Here is a 15,565-nt window from a genome sequence, read left to right as displayed (position 1 = left end):
ATGGATACCGTGCTGGTCACCGGAGGCGCCGGGTTCATCGGCTCGCATCTGGTCGCACACCTGCTGCGCGCGCGGGACGTGCGGCGGGTGACCGTCCTGGACGGCCTGACCTACGCCGGGTCCACCCGCAACCTCGGCGAGGCGTTGCGGTCGCCCAGGTGCGCCTTCGTCCGGGGCGACATCCGCGACGCCGCCCTGGTGGACGAGGTGGTCGCCGGGCACGACGCGGTCGTGCACCTGGCGGCGGAGTCGCATGTGGACCGCTCGTTCGCCGAGCCGGGAATCTTCCTGTCCACCAACGTGATGGGCACCCAGGTGCTGCTCGACGCGGCCGCGCGGCACGGCGTGGCGAAGTTCGTGCACGTGTCCACCGACGAGGTCTACGGCCCGTTGGCCACCGGCAGCGCCGACGAGTCCGCCCCGCTGCGCCCGACGGTGCCCTACGCCGTGTCCAAGGCCGCCGGCGACCTGGTCGCCCTGTCCTACCACCGCATCCACGGGGTGCCGGTGTGCGTGACCCGTTCGTCGAACAACTACGGCCCCGCCCAACACCCGGAGAAGATGATTCCGTTGTTCACCACCCGCCTGCTCCGGGGCCGACCGGTCGGGCTGCACGGCAGCGGCGAGCACGTGCGCAACTGGCTGTACGTGGCCGACCACTGCCGGGGTATCGACCTGGTGCGCCGCCACGGCCGCGCCGGCGAGGTCTACAACATCGGCGGCGGCACCGATCTGACCACCGCCGATCTGACCGGTCTGCTGCTGACGCTCACCGGCGCCGACCCCGCCCTGGTGACCTGCGTGCCTGACCGGACGTGCAACGACATCCGCTACCCGATGCGCATCGACAAGATCACCGACGAACTCGGGTACCGGCCCGAACAGCAGTTCCGGGAAGGGCTGGCCGAGACGGTGGACTGGTATCGGGCCAACCCCGACCGGTGGGCCCCGGTGCCGCGCGACCCGCACGCCGCCCAGCCCGACGCCGGACACCTGGTCACCGGGCGGGTGACCCGATGACCGCCACCACCGCCACCACCGGCGGGACGTCCATCGCCGCCCCGGCCGCCGCCGGGGCGTCCCGCCCGGGCACCGCGGCGTCCCGTGCCGCCGGGGTGGCGCGGGTGCTGGTGACCGGGGTGGGTGGTGTGCCCGGCTTCGACCTGGCCCGCGGCGTGCTGGCCCGCGGTCACCAGGTCGTCGTCGTCGACGCCGAGCCCCTGGCCGTCGGGCTGGCGCTGCCCGGGACCACCGCGCGGGTCGTGGTCCGCGCCGACGATCCGCGCTATCCCGAGGCGCTGCTGGCCTTGTGCCGGGAACTGCGGCCCGACGCGATCCTGTCCACCGTCGAAGCCGAGCTGGTGCACCTGGTCGCGCTGCGCGAGGCCCTGACCGGGCTGGGCGTGCGGACCTGGCTGCCCGGCTGCGACACGGTGCTCGCCTGCGTGGACAAGGCCCGCTTCCACCAGGTCATGACCGGGCACGGCGTGCCGGGCCCGGCGACGTGGTTGCCCGAGGACCTGCACCTGATCCCCGGGCCGATGCCGCTGGTGGTCAAACCCCGCCGTGGGCAGGGAGCCCGGGGGGTGCACTTCTGCGCCGACCCGCTGCAGGCGGCCACGCTGTGCGAACTGGTCGAGGACCCGATCGTCCAGCAGCGCGTCACCGGCCGCGAGTTCACCGCCGACTGCCTGGTCGACGACGACGCGACCGCGTCGGTGGTCCTGCGGTACCGGCTGCTGGTCAAGGGCGGCCTGTCGATGGTGTCGCGGACCTTCGCCGACCCGGCCGTCACCGACACCGTGCGGCGCGCGCTGACCGCACTGGGCATGGTCGGCGCGTGCTGCGCGCAGGGCTTCGTCACCGACGACGACCGGGTGCTGATCACCGAGGTCAACGCCCGCGTCGCCGGCGGGTTCCCCCTCGCCGAGGCCGCGGGCGCCGACCTCGTGGGCCAACTGCTGGCCGGCCTGTTCGGCCGGCCGGTCGACCACGACCGCATGGCCTACACCCCCGGCCGCACCCTCACCAAGTACATCGAGACCCTGTCCACCGCCGATCGAGGCCTGTCGTGACCGCCACCCCCGCCGCCGTCGGCGCCTCCACGACCGCCTCGGGCGCCGGTACCGCGCCGGCGGTGTCCCGCAACGCCCGTCCCCACCTGCACGGCACCGAACTCGACGCCCTGCACGCGGTGCTGGCCGACGGGGTCTTCGGCCACGGGCCGCGCACCGAGCGGTTCGAGCGCGAACTGGCCCGGTTCCTCGGCGTGGCCGACGTCGTGGCCGTGGCCACCGGCACCGCCGCGCTGCACCTGGCGCTGCTGGCCGCCGGCGTCGGCCCCGGCGACGAGGTGGTCGTGCCCTCGCAGACGTTCTGCGCCACCGTCCAAGCCGTGCTCGCCACCGGCGCCCACCCCCGCTTCGCCGAGATCGACCCCGACACCCTGTGCGTCACCGCCGCCACCGTGCGCGCCGCTCTCGGTCCCCGCACCCGCGCGGTGGTGCCCGTGCTCTACGGCGGCCGGGCGGTCGACCTGGCCGACCTGCACGAGCTGTTCGACCGGCGCGGCATCACCGTGGTCGAGGACGCCGCCCACGCCTTCGGCTCCCACCACGGCGACAGGCGGGTCGGCGGCACCGGCCTGCTGACGTGCTTCTCCTTCGACCCTGTCAAGAACCTCACCTGCGGCGAGGGCGGCGCGGTGGTGCCGCGCACCCCCGAGGACGCGCGCCGAGTGCGGCGGTTGCGCGGGCTGGCCATCGACGCCGACCACCGGGACCGCGCCCGGTCCACCGGCTACACGGTGACCGGCTTCGGGATGCGGGCCCACCTGCCCGCCCTCAACGCCGCCCTGGGCCTGGCCCAGCTCGCCGGGTTCGACCTCGTCGCCGACCGCCGCGACCGGCTGTGGCGGGCCTACCGCGACCGCCTCGGCGAACTGGCCCTGCCCGACCGGGTGCGGCTGGTCGACCTCGACATCGACCACACCGTCCCGTTCCACTGCGTGGTCCGCGTGCCCGACCGCGACCGCGTGTTCCACTGCCTGCAGGCCCGCGGCATCGGCGTCGGCGTCCACTACCCGCCCAACCACCTGCAACCCGCCTTCGCCGACTGGCACACCCCGCTGCCCGTCACCGAGGCCACCGGCGTGGAGATCCTGAGCCTGCCGCTGCACCCGGCCCTGACCGTCGACGACGTCGACACCGTGGTCACCGCCCTGCACGACGTCCTGCGCACCACGTCCGGAGCACTGCCGTGACCTCCGGCGGCGCCGACGGCACCGCCGCTGCGGGCGGCGGCACGACGGCGTGGTCCCCGGTCCGGCCGCGGCGCATCCTCACCGTGTGCCTGGGCAACCACTGCCGGTGCCCGGTGGCCGCCGCCGTCCTCGCCCGCCGCGGCGGCGACACCGTCGAGGTCCGGTCCGCCGGCATCCGCGACACGTGGGCTGGCCACCCCGCCCACCCGGCGATGATCGCCGCCGCCGGCCACGGCTACAACCTCGCCAACCACCGCGGCACGACCGTCACCCTGGACCTGCTGGCCTGGGCCGACGTCGTGCTCGCGATGGACAACGCCAACCTCGCCGCACTGCGCGACCTGCTCGCCGCCGCCCCGGAGCGGACCCGGATCACCGCCGAACCGGTCCTCTACCTCGGCGGCCGGGAGGTGCCCGACCCGTTCGGGCAGGACGACGAGGCGTTCACCGCCTGCGTGCGCACCATCGAGGCCGCCGCCGGGCATCTGCCCTAGGCGCGTTTCGCCGGTCGCGACGCCGCGGACAGCACCACCTGCACCAGGCTGTCCGCGGCGTCCGGCCGCCCCAGCCCGCGTGCCCGCCGCGCCATCTCCTCCCGCCGGAGACGATCGGCCAGCAGCGGCTCCACCGCGTCGCGCAACGCCCGCGCGGAGGTGTCCTCCAGCAGCGCCAGCGCGGCCCCCTGGTCCCGCAGGTGCCGGGCGTTGTGGGCCTGCTCGTCCCCTGCCGAGTCCGGCAGCGGCACGTACACCGCCGCCTTGCCCAGCGCGGTCAGCTCCGCGATCGTCCCGGCGCCGCTGCGGGAGACCACCACGTCGGCCAACGCCAGCACATCCGGCAACTCCGCCCCCAGATAGCCGACCGGGAAGTACCGCGCGGCCGGCTCGGGCGGCACCCCGGCGGCCCGCTCCCGCCACCGCGCCTCGTGCCCGGCACCGCACTGGTGCACGACGTTGGCGCGCGCGAGCAGCCACTCCAGGTTCCCGCCGACCAGGTCGTTGATCTGCGCCGCGCCCTGCGACCCGCCCGTGACGTACACGGTCGGCAACGCCGCCGACCAGCCCGGCCCCAACCAGCGCGCGGCAGCCTCCGCCCGGCCCGTGAGCACCTCCGGCCGCACCGGATTGCCCGTCACCACGGCCACCGCCCGCGCCGCGGCGGGCAGCAGGTCCAGCGTCGAGGGCGAGGAGAGCGCCACCCCGGCCGCCGTTCCCACCAGCACTTTGTTCGCCAGCCCCAACCGCACCGTCTGCTCGTGCACCACCAGCGGGCTGTCGGTCAACCAGGCCGCCATGCCGACCGGGACCGACACGTAGCCGCCGGTGACCAGCACCGCGTCCGGCTCAAACTCGCGCACCAGCGCGCGGGCCTGCATCACGCCCAGCGGCACGCGCGCCATGTCCCGCACGTTCTCCCGCGACACCAGCCGCAACAGGTTCCGCGATCGCCTGATCTTGCCCACCGCCACTGCGGCGAACCGGATGCCGGCCTCGGCCGCGACCCGCGCCTCCAGGCTGTCGGCCTGGCCCACCCACAGCACCTCCGGCGCCGGCTGCGACCGTGCCGACAGCGTCGTCCTCAGCGCCCGCACCGCGGTCAATGCCGGGTACACGTGCCCGCCGGTGCCGCCACCGGAGACGATCAGCCGAAACCCCGCCGCACCGTCGAGCCGCCCGCCCTGCACACGATCCTCCCGCACCCGCCCCTCGCAACCACGGCCGCCGCAGCCTCCCACACGACGCGTCCGCCACCGTCCCGGCGGCACACCGCGCACCCGGCCGCAGGGCCGTGAACAGCAGCCGGGCCGGCGCCATCTCCTCCGGTGTCACCCGATCCGGTGACCGTCGATCCCGGTTCTGTCCCGGCGGCCCCCGCCGCCACGGTCACGCCTCACCGGCCGGCAGGTCGGCGAGAAACCCGACACCGACGCCCACGCCCCGGGGCGGTCCGGACGGGGAAGTCGTCGAGTCCGGTCCACCACGGCCCCGACACCGGACCGCGGGCCGCCGTGCCCGATCACGTCGGTGGCGCCCTCGCCTAGACTTGCCCTCCCCGGGGATCGTCACCGACCTCGGACAGCAGCGGGGTCCACGACCCGGCTGAGGATCTCAACGCCGCACGGCCCCCGGGCCGTCACGGGCGCGCGAGCCTGCCCTGCCGCGTCCACGCCGCGCCCGGTCATCCGCGTGGACCAGGAGATCCTCATGAGCCGACCCCACCTCTACGTCGCGATCACCCCCGGCGGCAAGCTCACCGTGCTCGACTACGCCGACCAGACCGCCGACGAACCCGACCTCGGCGGGCAGATCCGCACGGTGCTGGAAGCCACGACCGGGCCGGGCGACGGGGTCGCCGTCCGCCCGGTCCACAGCCCGGACGGCGACTTCCTGCTCCACCGCCTGCGCGGCGCCGAGAACATCGCCGACCCCAACCCGATGGCACGGCTGATGCTGCGGGCACTGGACGGCACCGACGAGCCGATCCACGGCACGATCGTGGTCACCGCGACCACCCCGGCCGGTCTCACCGAGACCGACGTGCTGCTGTTCCGCAGCCTGCTCGACGCGGTCGAGCCGTCGGTGCCCGGCCGCACCGGATCGGCCGCCGCCGACGCCCCGCCCACCGACACGGTCGACGGTGCGGCCGCCTCGGCATGGCTGGGCCCGCTCTACGAGGCGACCGCGTCGCGCCTGGCGACCGTCGAGCACGAGCTGGCGCAGCGGTTCCCCGGCGTGTTCGAGCTGCTCGACCACGCCGCCGACCAGGGCGGGGACTGGCCGGGCTGGTGCTGGCTGCCCCTCCGCCGCGTCGCCGCCATCCTGGGCGGCGACTACCCGGTGAGCCCGGGAGCCGCCGGATTGGCCGACTTCACGCGTGCCACGGCGATCCTGGCGGCCGTCGGGGCCTGGCGGGCCGGCCGCCGCCCGGTGCTGCTGCCGCACCCCCGGCTGGTCGACCGCGTCGCCGCCGCCTCCGACGCCCTCCCACAGGACCTCGTCCGGCGGTGGCCCGCGGTGCGCTGCTACTACGTCACGCTGGAGACCCCGAACGGCCCGATCGGGTGGTTCGCCCACCTGGAGTGGGACGGCGCGGGCCGGCCCGCGGAGCTGCGCCTGGTGCTCGACCAGGCCCCGCGGCCCGGCGCCGACGGCCTGATCCCGCTGCCGCTGCCGCTCACCGGCACCTCGCTGCACGACGCGGTCCGCACACTCGCCCGCCGCACCGGCCTGCTCGACGCCCGCTCCCTGTCCGGCGCCGGCCACGACCCGCGGGTGGACGCGGCGATCCGGCAGCAGGTCGAGGTCCTGCGCCCGCGGGTGGCGGTGGCCGACCTGCTGGCGTCCCCGGACGCCGAGGTGATCGACGCCCGGGAGGTGACCGGACGCGGTGAGCCCCGGACGTGGCCGCCCGCACCCGGCCCGACACCCATCCAGCTGTGGCTGCTCGACGAGCGCACCCTGCCGGCGTGATCGCGTCGGAGTGCGAGGGTTCGCCCCGGCGGTCCGACGCCGTGAACTCCTCGCGCGGCGCCGGCACGCTCGTGGGGTGGGCGACAGGACGATCACCGTGACGCTGCCGGCCGAGGTGGAGCCCGAGGTCTACGCGGCGCTGGCGCACGCCTTCCACACCGCCATCGACCTGACGGGGGTGGGGAGAGGGCGTCGCTGGGCACCGACGAGCACGCCACCGACGACCAGCTCGACACCGCGTTCGACGGGCACGGCGCGCACTGCGTCTGGGGCTTGTGACTGCGGCGGGCCTGCCTGGTCCCTGCGCAGGCCACGTGTGGAGCCTGCTCCGCCCGCGTTGTGCCGTCGGACCGCCGGGACGTCGTCGGCCGGCTGCGGTCACCGGAGCCGGCGGGGCTGGAGGGGCGGCTGCGGGGGGCGGCCGACGACGCTCGCCCGATGGAGTGAGCCACGGCGCGGACGGTGCGCGCCGGCGTGACGGTGTGCTGTCCTCGTCTGCGGTGCGCCCGCCGGGGCGTCGGCGAGCGAGGAGGAAGCACGGTGTCGCTGGGGTTGGTCGACCACGTGATGGTCTCGGTGGTCACCGGCGTGCCGGTGGAGCGGCTGCTCGACCGGTGGGGGGCCGGGGCGGTCTCGTCGCCGCGGTCGATGGGCCGCCGGGAGTGGCTGGTGTGGGCCGGCGAGGAGATCCCGCCGGGGCGGGTCCGGCTGGGGGTGCAGCCGGAGGTGCCGGCCGGGGCCGGCTGGCCGGGGTCGGTGCTGGTGTGGGAGACGTGGTCGCTGGAGGGCGTGCGGGAGCCGGTGGCGCGCGCGGTGACCATCGGCGGCGGCCGGATGCTGGCGGTGGGCGGCACCCCCGCCGGGGTGCGCGTGCTGCACGCCGTCGACGGCGAGATCCTGGCAGTGGCCCGCACCGGGCGGCCCGCGCCGCGCGGCGCCGACACCCGCGAACTGGTCGAGGCGATGAACGCCCACGGCGCGTCCCTGGACACGTTCGACACGACCGCGGCGCTGGGCGTCGCCGCGCGGATGACCGGCGTGGATCCCGACGCCCAGGATCCGGACTCGCCGGTGCTGGGCGTCGAGCTCCACAGCCTGCCGTTCGAGCACACCCCCGGTCCGTCCAGCGCGGCTGCGGCGGGGCCGCTCAGGCCACTCGCCTCCGGCCGGGGCCCGCACCCCGCTGTCGACGCCGGGCCCTTCCCCGGCGGCACCGCGCAGGCCCGCCTGCCGCAGTAACCGCGCATCCGACCTCGCCGGGGCCGGTGCCGTCGGGTTCGGTGCCGTCGGGTTCGGTGCCGTCGGGTTCGGTGCGCGGCCCACGGGGCGGTCGCCGGACACGGGCGGGCCCGAGGCGGGGGAGACGGCGCCGAAGCCTACGCGGTCACGTCGAGTTCGTAGGGATCGCCGTCGAGCAGCCGCGCGTTCACGGCGAGGAACCCCACCCGGCCGCCGGCGGTCTCGTTGACGATCTCCTCGACATGGGCACGCACGCACGGGTTGGTGCCGGGGGAGACGACGGTGACGTACCAGTCCCCGCCCGAAAGGTAGGGGTGGATCTCGGCGCAGGTGTTGCCCGGATACCCCAGCCGGGCTGCGGATTCCTTGGTCGCGGCGAACGGGAACTCGTCGCATGAGTCCCCGGGGTTGTAGGCCGTGCTGGGGACGAAGGTGGAGTTGCAGGTGGCCGCGCGGTTGGCGTTCTGCACCGCCGGGTCGGCCTCGCGGTGCAGCGGACTGGCCGGGGTGCCCCACTGCGGGGTGCGGTAGAGCTGGGTCCACAGGTAGGCCGCGGCGGCCTGGCCGACCGCGGGGTTGGACAGCGACAGCGTCAGCACCGGCCGGGCGGCCGAGAAGACACAGCCTGCCGCGCTGCCCACCTGGCTGTCGCAGCGCAGCGTGGGCGGCCCGGGGATCGGCACGGGATTGGAGGGGCCGGCGCCGGGCATCGCGAAAATCATGGTATAACCGGTCGTTACGTTCACCACGCCGCCCCCGGCCGGGTGCGCGCCGAAGTCGGCGCCGCCGTGGAGGGTGTCGCCCTGCACGATCAGCCCACCCCAGGTGGCGTTGCCGTCGACGGTGCAGCCGGCGCAGTTCGCGGTCGCGGTCACCGTGAGCCCGAGCAGCGCGCCGGTGACCGAGGTCGGGGTCAGGGCGGTGTCGTCGCCCCAGTCCAGGCTGGTGGTGCCGAGCAGGGTCTCCTGCTCGTAGTCCATCACCGCCCTGCCCAGCTCGGTGCCCGAGCTGTTGCGCAGGGTGTAGGTGAACACGCCGCCGTGCACGCAGCCCTCGGTACGGGTGACCCAGTAGGTGCCCGCGTTCAACGAGTCGCACCACGTCGACTGGATGCCGACGTGCCGGTGCCCGTCATCGGTCCCCGCGCGGGGATGCGGGGTGTAGTCCACACAGGACCTGCTGCCGTCGGCGTGATCGGTGCACGCACCCGTGGCCGCGCTCGACGCGACGGGTATCGGCGTCGACTGTGCCGCCCGGGCGGCCGGGGACACTGGCAGCCGCACGTCGACCGGCCCGGCTGCCGCGCCCGCGGTGGACGCCGTAGCGCCCAGCAAGGCCAGGGTGCCGATCAACGCCGCCGCGATCCTGCCGGTTTTGCCTGTTCGCACGGAATTCCGCCTGCTCTCGTCCGGTGGCCGTCGCGGGCGACGACCGTGCAGCGCCGAAGCCTGGCGTGTGCCGGGAAAACGCGGAAGACCTCGGGCGCAACGCAACCCCGGCAGCCCAATCCACCCCCCGGCGGCGACGGCGGTGGGTGCCCGATCTGTGAATGTCGCTGCCCTGACGAGTGACGTGTTCACCCGGGCGGGGCACGCGACGCGCCCGCCGGTAGACCGCGTGATCCCCCACGAACACCCGGTCCGGCCGCCGCGTCCTCCGCTCGGCCACCCCGGCGGACCGCCCTTGCCGCCCGCGTCGCCGCGCCCTGCTCCTTCCACGCCGCACCGCGCAACCGGTGCCGCGACGACGACGGCGGCGGTGACCCCGCCCGTCGACACCGGTCGACGGGCGGGCCCGACCGTTCTCGCCACGCGGTGGTCCCGCCGGGTCGGGCAGCCGGGACGCCCTCCGTTTCTCCGCCATTCACGGGCTCGAATAGGGTGCATTGTGTACGCATGGTGCACCATATTGATTTACGGACACGTGCCGTCCGGACGGCAGGTCAGGGGGTGGGTCGGGTGAATTGGGTCCGGTTGCGGCACTGGTCCGGGTCGGATTTTCCGACGCCGACGGGAGGGGTTAGCATCCCTCCCTGTCGGCAATTCCTCTCCCGGTGTACGAAGGATTTCCCATGTTGCGGAGATTTCCCGTGGACATGTTCTCCGCAGTCCTGTCGGACGTGGCCCGCGACCGCCGCTCGGTCACCGGCGCCGTGACCGACATCGCGGCCCTGCTGTGCGTTCATGCCCAGGTCATCGCGGAAAGCCTCGGCTGGCGCCCGCTGGAGTCGCATGCGGTCACCCCCGAGACGGTCATCGCGATCAGCCGGAGCAACTACCTGCGGGCCCAGATCTACGCGGTGGCCGACCGCGTGCACGGCGGCCGCACCGTCTTCGACCACGGGGCCCGCGAGATCGCGGACCTGGTGCGGGCCCACGGCTTCTACGCGGCCGACGACGGGCTGCTGGCCGAGCGGCTCGCGGTCGTGGAACAGGCCGTCGCCGACGGCGTGCTCTTCCTGGTGGACGGCGCCCCCTCCCGCAACGCGATCCGCCGCCTGCTGCGGTGCGGCGAGAACCGCGCCCGCCACGTCCGCGACGCCTACTACCGCCTCACGCTGCACACAGCGCCCCCGCTGACCCACTGGGCGACGAGCCTGTGACAGCACCCGAACCGCGGGGCGGGGCGCCTGGACGCCGGCCGCGCCCGGACCGGTCTCTCACTCGACACGGGGCGGCGCCGGCCGGGTCCCGGTGGCCACGCCGTCGGTGAAGGACCCGCCGGTGCGGATCGTGACGCCGCGGCCGTCGATCCGTCCGACGGCGTGCCTTCCCGGGCCCGGCGGAACCCGCGAGGGTACGCGGCGATCCTGTGACGGGTCGCGGGCGTCCCCGGAACGTCGAGGTGACCGACGCGCGGGAGACGACCGGGCGTGGTGAACCCCGAGCAGGGCCGCCGGCCCTCGCACGGACACCGGTCCGACCGGGGCCGGTGGACGACCCCGCGCCGCCGCCGCGGCCTGCACGGGGTGACGCCGGGTCCTGCCCGGGTGCGCGCAGCGGGCCTGGGTGTCGGTGGCGCCCGCTAGCCTGGGCAGCGCACCACCCGCGCCGTCGTGCGGGCGTGCGCAGCGACACCCGGCAGCGGTGCTGCGGGCCCGTCGAGGATCACAACGCCACGGTGGTGGCCGGCCGCGACCGCGCCGGCCGGTCACCGGATCCGAGCCGTCCTCGCGCGTCCCCGTGGACGCCCGCGCACCCGGGAGTTGCCGTGTCCGATCCCTCCTCCGCCCGTCCCCGGCCCGCCGCGGGCCCGCCCGGTCCGCCGCCCGGGGTGACGCTGCGCGTCGTCGGGCGGGTGACCAACGAGCACACGATGTCGTGGTGCGTGGACTGCGGCTACCTGGTGTGGCCCGGCGACGGTGACCGGATCGACGCCGGCCGCCGGGTCGGTGCCCGGCACGACCGGTGCCCGGAGAGCCCGGCGCTGCCCGTCGACCCGGCCGACCCGCGCCCCCTGGTGGGCATCTGGGAGATCGGCGCGCTGCCCGCCGGCGAGCCGGTGCGGGTGGCCTGGCGGGTCGACGACCGGGGCTGGTGGCCCTTCCGGTGGGAGGAGCACCCGCTGTGCGGCCTGGCCGAGACCGGGAACGCCGCCGGTGTCGTGGTGACCCGCTCGGCGATCGCGGTCCCGGTCCTCACCCGCACGACGTTCACCGGCTTCGGCGACCCGGGCGACGAGCTGGCGATCGCCTACACCCTCGTCCGTCCCGCCACCGAGCAGGAAGCCGCGCCGCTGCTGGCGGCCGAGGCCGAGGCCGCCCGACAGAACACGTTGTGCGCCCGCTTCCGGGCCGAGCTCGACTCGACCACCGGCCGCGACGACGTCGGTTATCCGCTGCGCGAGCACCCATACGACCAACTGCACCTGGTCTACCGGCGGATGCACGCCCAGCCCCACGTCAGGCCCCCGGCCCGGGTGGACGAGCCCGGCCTGTACCACCAGGGCAGCTGCACGCTCTACCGCGACGAGGAGCAGCAGGTCTTCTACGTCGAGAACCACACTTTCCAAGGCGTGCACTGCCTGCCGATCACTCCCGAGCGCGACGCGCTGTACCGCGAGCTGGCCGCGGCGTTCGGCGAACACCACGACGCACGCTGAACCGGCCCCCGCTCGGCGCCGCGCACCATGGGCGCCACCGCCGAGCGGGGAGGGGAGGGGGCGCCCACGCGGTTCGAGGCGTCGTCGCCTCGCGGGGATCGCGAGCCGGACCGGCGGTGGCTCGACCCCGGGCGACGCTCCGGCGACGTGCAGCCGACCTGCGGGGGAGACACCGCTGTGTGGGGACGCGACGCGCGGGCCGGTACCTGAGTGCCGGTCGGGGTGCCGAAGGGCGCTGCCCCCGATCGGCGCTGGGACGGTAGTCTGCCGCCTCGGCCTTACCTACCCCGCGCACGCGGGGACGCCCGGGGTTCGACGCCGCCTCCGGCGCGACCGACGGCACCTGATCCCGCGCACGCGGGGGTGACCACGAAGCGGAGCTCGGCACCCTGCCGGGTATCGCCGTCACGTCGACTTCCCGTGCCCGGAGACACCGTGCCGCTTCCTGCCCGACACCACCCCGTTCGCCGCCGATCCGGGGTTTCCCGGCGTGCGCGTGGACGGTTGGGGCGGCGAAAACCCGTTCGACCGCCGATGACCGGCCGGCCCCCGCCGGAACCGTGGCGGCCCGGTCTGCTGCGCGGCGCGTTGCCTGATGATCCGGACACCGCACCGCACCAGCCCGGCCGGCCGGCCGCGTCGCCCGGCACGCCGGCGACAGCCGCGCATGCCGCAGCCGACCACCGGCGACTTCTCCGGCCCCGTCCCGCCTTCACCGGTTCGGTGTCCGACCGGCCCGACGGCGACGTCGGCACGGCCCATGCCCGTCCTCTACCCGAACAGGAGCACCAGCACGATGCGCCAGACCTACGAGCAGTTCATGGACGACCACGGAGCCGATCCCGAGCGCTACCGCCGGGCGTTCGACGATGCCCGCGCCGCCCGTCGCCTCGACTGGGGTCCGGGGAAGGGGATCGAGGTCCTGGACGGCCGGCGGGAAGGCGACCGGGTCACCTACTCCACGGAGCACCTGATGTGGTGGTGGGACCAGGTCTCCGTCGAGGCCTTGGCCGAGCGGCTGACGGCCTGGGTCGGCGAGGATGACGGGAAGTGGCAGATCCTCGAACGGCGTCTGGGGTACCCGGGGCCACTGGTCGACTTCATCCACCGCACCCTCGCCCGCGCCCCGGAGATGCGCGCCGCCGGCGCCCTGCGCGGTCAGCCGGAGGCGCTGCCGTTCCTCGACGACCCCGCCGCCACCCATGCCGTGGCCGGCCTCGACGACGCCGGCACCGCCGGCGTGGACGAGTTCGGCGGATACCTGGCGCAGACGCTGATCAGGGCCCGTCACCGGCGCCGCACCGGCGACTCCGATGCCTGACGCGACAACGGGTGAGAACAGGCTGTGCCGGGACGGCGGTGGCCACCGACTGCCGGCCTGCCGGCTGCCCGGCGTCCAGGCTCGCTCCGATGTCCGCTGTGGTCGGGGTGCCGTGCGAGCGGCAGCCACATTGGCACCGTGGCCGCCGTGCCGCCGGTCACCACACGGGGGTCGCGGGGGTGCGGCGTGCAGCCCCCGAGCCGGATGCCGAGTTGACGGAGTCGGGTACCCCGCTGGAGGCCGCGTTGATCGCGGTGGCCGCGGTTCCCGAAGTCGGTGTCGGCCCGACGCCGCGGGTGGCGCGTGCGTTGGCCGGACATCGGTTCACGCGGTGCCGGAGAGGCATCGACCGGTGTCGACCCCGCCTGCGCGAGGAGGCACAGGCGGCCCTCCGGGCGCACCACGGTCGGTCGGTCCTGGTGGCGGCCCGACCAGTGCGCTGCCCTCAACCGGCGCGTTCCTGCCGTAGAACCCGATACACCGTGGACCGGGACAGGCCCATCTTCTCGGCGATCTCCTCGGGTTCCACCCACTGCGCCCGGATCTCCGGGATCGACACCGTCCAGTCCACCTGTGCGGGCCGCGTCAGCGTGGTGCGGGTCGCGCGGGGATCCCAGCCCAGTTTCCGGACGCGGCAGGCGTCCGAGCACAGCGTCGGGGGCCTGCCCTTACCGAGACGGCACCACTGCGCACCGCACACCGTGCACGTGTACACCGTAGGATTGCGGCGGGCGAGGTTGGCGGGGCCGAACCACTCGCGCGCACCCTCCTGCCTCATGCGTCGGACCTGCGGGCGCATTCCCTGTGCGTGCGCGGCACGGGCGGCGTGCTGACGCTCGGGCATGGCGGCGTCGCCCGCCGCCTTGAACTTCGGCCACCAGGGCGCGTCCACCTTCGCCTTGCCGACCTCGCGCATCTCCGACCGGATCGACTGCGACGCCAGCGCGGTCCCCCGGCCCAGCCCGTGCCGTTCACGGTAGATGTCGGGGTCGATCCCGTGCGCGCGGATGTGGCGACCCAGAAACGCGTACGCCTGCCCGCACTCGTGACAGATGAGATTGCCGTCGGCGTCGGTGTCCACGATCCCGTAGCGGCCGCTCCCATCCGCCTCGCCGTACCGCATCAGCCCTCCTCGGGGGCGCCGAGCATCTCCTGGACCCGCTGCCGCGTCCGCATCACCAGTTCGTACTCCTCGGAATCGACCTTGTACGGGTTCAGCCGGATCGGGCCCGCCGCGACCGCTGGGCGCGCAGGTAGGACAGAGCACCCGCCAGCACTGCGCGGCGATGCGGCACCAGGGCGGCGGCGAGGCGTTCCTGCGCTTCGGCCAAGGCGATCAGCTCGGCGTCGGTGCTGTCCGCGGTCAGCTCGGCGGGCAGATCACGGCCGTGGTCGAACCATTCCTCGGCGGTGAAGAGCGGCCGGTCCTCCTCGGCGTGCCGCCGGTCCCCGCGCTCGTCGTCCCCGTCCGGACCGTGGTCGAGGTCGCCGTCCTGGTCGACTGCGGGGTCGGCTGCGGGGTCGGCTGCGGGGTCGGCGGAGGTCGGGATGTGGTTCATGCGGGAGAGGTTGTCCAGTCGCCACATGCCGCCGGTGACCTCGGCCATGCCGTCGAGGTTGCGGCGGCCGATCTCGGTGCGTTCCTCGGCGGTGAGGACCAGGTCGCGCAGCAGGGAGCCGGTGTCGCCGCGGGTGAGCGCGCCCCGGTAGCGCAGGTACCAGGCGGCGTCGCGGACCCGGGCCGGCGCGGTGATCAGCAGTTCGCGGGCGCGTTGGCGGCGGTCGAGGTGGTCGGTGTTGCCGGTGCGCTCGGCCCGGGCGCGCGCCCGGGTCACGTCGCGGTCGATGGTCTCGGCGACCCGGGTGGCCCAGGCCAGCACGTGCTCGCGCACCGGCAGGGCCCGCTCGATCTGCTCGGGGGTGCCGCGCAGGCCCCGGTACCCGGCGGCCACGACCTGCTCGACCAGCTGCCCGGCCAGGGCGCGCCGGGCGTCGCCGCAGGTGTGGCACAGGAAGTTGCTGCCGGTCACCGTGCCGGTGACCGGATCCCGGTTGGCCCAGCGGGCGGCGTCGGCGGCCGGCATCTCGACCTGGTGGCGGCAGGCCATCGTCACCGTCTCCGTGGGCGGTGGCGTGACGGGGTCCTCGTGTGGGGGCATCGGGGTGCCCTCC

General features: G+C 75.1%; 13 protein-coding genes. 9 read left to right on the top strand and 4 right to left on the bottom strand.

Translation table 11 applies throughout. The annotated features are described in order from the left end of the window. Genes rfbB through EKG83_RS26495 form a run of 4 tightly spaced genes read left to right on the top strand, consistent with a single transcriptional unit; the run spans nucleotide 1 to nucleotide 3,756 of the window. A complete protein-coding gene (gene rfbB, locus EKG83_RS26510; protein WP_153278425.1) occupies nucleotides 1–1,020 on the top strand; it encodes a dTDP-glucose 4,6-dehydratase in 1,020 nt (339 codons plus the stop codon). Further along, nucleotides 1,017–2,075 (top strand): ATP-grasp domain-containing protein, encoded by a 1,059-nt coding sequence (locus EKG83_RS26505; protein WP_084717073.1) that lies wholly within the window; start codon nucleotides 1,017–1,019, stop codon nucleotides 2,073–2,075. Before rfbB ends, EKG83_RS26505 begins: the two co-directional genes overlap by 4 nt. Continuing rightward, a complete protein-coding gene (locus EKG83_RS26500) occupies nucleotides 2,072–3,262 on the top strand; it encodes a DegT/DnrJ/EryC1/StrS family aminotransferase (protein WP_211269277.1) in 1,191 nt (396 codons plus the stop codon). Before EKG83_RS26505 ends, EKG83_RS26500 begins: the two co-directional genes overlap by 4 nt. Further along, the gene (locus EKG83_RS26495) at nucleotides 3,259–3,756 is read left to right on the top strand and encodes an arsenate-mycothiol transferase ArsC (RefSeq protein ID WP_084717072.1); all 498 of its coding nucleotides are present in this window, start codon (nucleotides 3,259–3,261) and stop codon (nucleotides 3,754–3,756) included. The genes EKG83_RS26500 and EKG83_RS26495 overlap by 4 nt, the downstream gene beginning before the upstream one ends. Here the strand turns inward: EKG83_RS26495 and EKG83_RS26490 are convergent. After that, nucleotides 3,753–4,961, bottom strand: coding sequence for a UDP-N-acetylglucosamine--N-acetylmuramyl-(pentapeptide) pyrophosphoryl-undecaprenol N-acetylglucosamine transferase (locus EKG83_RS26490; protein WP_228122212.1), 1,209 nt, complete (start codon nucleotides 4,959–4,961; stop codon nucleotides 3,753–3,755). The two genes, EKG83_RS26495 and EKG83_RS26490, sit on opposite strands and share 4 nt — an antisense overlap. Before the next feature lie 505 nt (nucleotides 4,962–5,466). Here EKG83_RS26490 and EKG83_RS26485 point away from each other — a divergent pair. After that, complete coding sequence (locus tag EKG83_RS26485) at nucleotides 5,467–6,732, top strand: hypothetical protein (protein WP_153278424.1); 1,266 nt, start codon at nucleotides 5,467–5,469, stop codon at nucleotides 6,730–6,732. Nucleotides 6,733–7,272: 540 nt separating this feature from the next. After that, nucleotides 7,273–7,971, top strand: coding sequence for a hypothetical protein (locus EKG83_RS26480; protein WP_033434939.1), 699 nt, complete (start codon nucleotides 7,273–7,275; stop codon nucleotides 7,969–7,971). Between the two features lie 137 nt (nucleotides 7,972–8,108). Here the strand turns inward: EKG83_RS26480 and EKG83_RS26475 are convergent, their stop codons facing one another. Further along, nucleotides 8,109–9,359, bottom strand: coding sequence for a hypothetical protein (locus EKG83_RS26475; protein WP_153278423.1), 1,251 nt, complete (start codon nucleotides 9,357–9,359; stop codon nucleotides 8,109–8,111). Nucleotides 9,360–10,042: 683 nt separating this feature from the next. Here EKG83_RS26475 and EKG83_RS26470 point away from each other — a divergent pair. The 3 genes from EKG83_RS26470 to EKG83_RS26460 all read left to right on the top strand — a co-directional run bounded on the left by EKG83_RS26470 (nucleotide 10,043) and on the right by EKG83_RS26460 (nucleotide 13,393). Next, nucleotides 10,043–10,573, top strand: coding sequence for a hypothetical protein (locus EKG83_RS26470; protein ID WP_153278422.1), 531 nt, complete (start codon nucleotides 10,043–10,045; stop codon nucleotides 10,571–10,573). 608 nt (nucleotides 10,574–11,181) lie between these two features. After that, a complete protein-coding gene (locus tag EKG83_RS26465; protein ID WP_153278421.1) occupies nucleotides 11,182–12,072 on the top strand; it encodes a hypothetical protein in 891 nt (296 codons plus the stop codon). Nucleotides 12,073–12,868: 796 nt separating this feature from the next. Next, nucleotides 12,869–13,393: a hypothetical protein gene (locus EKG83_RS26460; protein WP_153278420.1), complete on the top strand. Its 525-nt coding sequence runs from the start codon at nucleotides 12,869–12,871 to the stop codon at nucleotides 13,391–13,393. A gap of 445 nt (nucleotides 13,394–13,838) precedes the next feature. Here the strand turns inward: EKG83_RS26460 and EKG83_RS26455 are convergent, their stop codons facing one another. Both EKG83_RS26455 and EKG83_RS26450 read right to left on the bottom strand, forming a co-directional pair. Continuing rightward, the gene (locus EKG83_RS26455; protein WP_051766854.1) at nucleotides 13,839–14,516 is read right to left on the bottom strand and encodes a MucR family transcriptional regulator; all 678 of its coding nucleotides are present in this window, start codon (nucleotides 14,514–14,516) and stop codon (nucleotides 13,839–13,841) included. 91 nt (nucleotides 14,517–14,607) lie between these two features. Further along, entirely contained in the window at nucleotides 14,608–15,552 is a 945-nt protein-coding gene (locus EKG83_RS26450) for a hypothetical protein (protein WP_153278419.1), read from the bottom strand. Nucleotides 15,553–15,565 lie beyond the last annotated feature (13 nt).

Source organism: Saccharothrix syringae (assembly GCF_009498035.1).
GTDB lineage: Bacteria > Actinomycetota > Actinomycetes > Mycobacteriales > Pseudonocardiaceae > Actinosynnema > Actinosynnema syringae.
Note: the sequence above shows the minus strand (reverse complement) of the source record. Positions and strands in the feature narration are given on the sequence as shown.

What these genes read in the sequence shown, in the direction of transcription:
- rfbB (WP_153278425.1), top strand. Translation starts at nt 1, where the DNA reads ATGGATACCGTGCTGGTCACCGGAGGCGCCGGGTTCATCGGCTCGCAT.
- EKG83_RS26505 (WP_084717073.1), top strand. Translation starts at nt 1,017, where the DNA reads ATGACCGCCACCACCGCCACCACCGGCGGGACGTCCATCGCCGCCCCG.
- EKG83_RS26485 (WP_153278424.1), top strand. Translation starts at nt 5,467, where the DNA reads ATGAGCCGACCCCACCTCTACGTCGCGATCACCCCCGGCGGCAAGCTC.
- EKG83_RS26470 (WP_153278422.1), top strand. Translation starts at nt 10,043, where the DNA reads ATGTTGCGGAGATTTCCCGTGGACATGTTCTCCGCAGTCCTGTCGGAC.
- EKG83_RS26460 (WP_153278420.1), top strand. Translation starts at nt 12,869, where the DNA reads ATGCGCCAGACCTACGAGCAGTTCATGGACGACCACGGAGCCGATCCC.
- EKG83_RS26455 (WP_051766854.1), bottom strand. Translation starts at nt 14,516, where the DNA reads ATGCGGTACGGCGAGGCGGATGGGAGCGGCCGCTACGGGATCGTGGAC.
- EKG83_RS26450 (WP_153278419.1), bottom strand. Translation starts at nt 15,552, where the DNA reads ATGCCCCCACACGAGGACCCCGTCACGCCACCGCCCACGGAGACGGTG.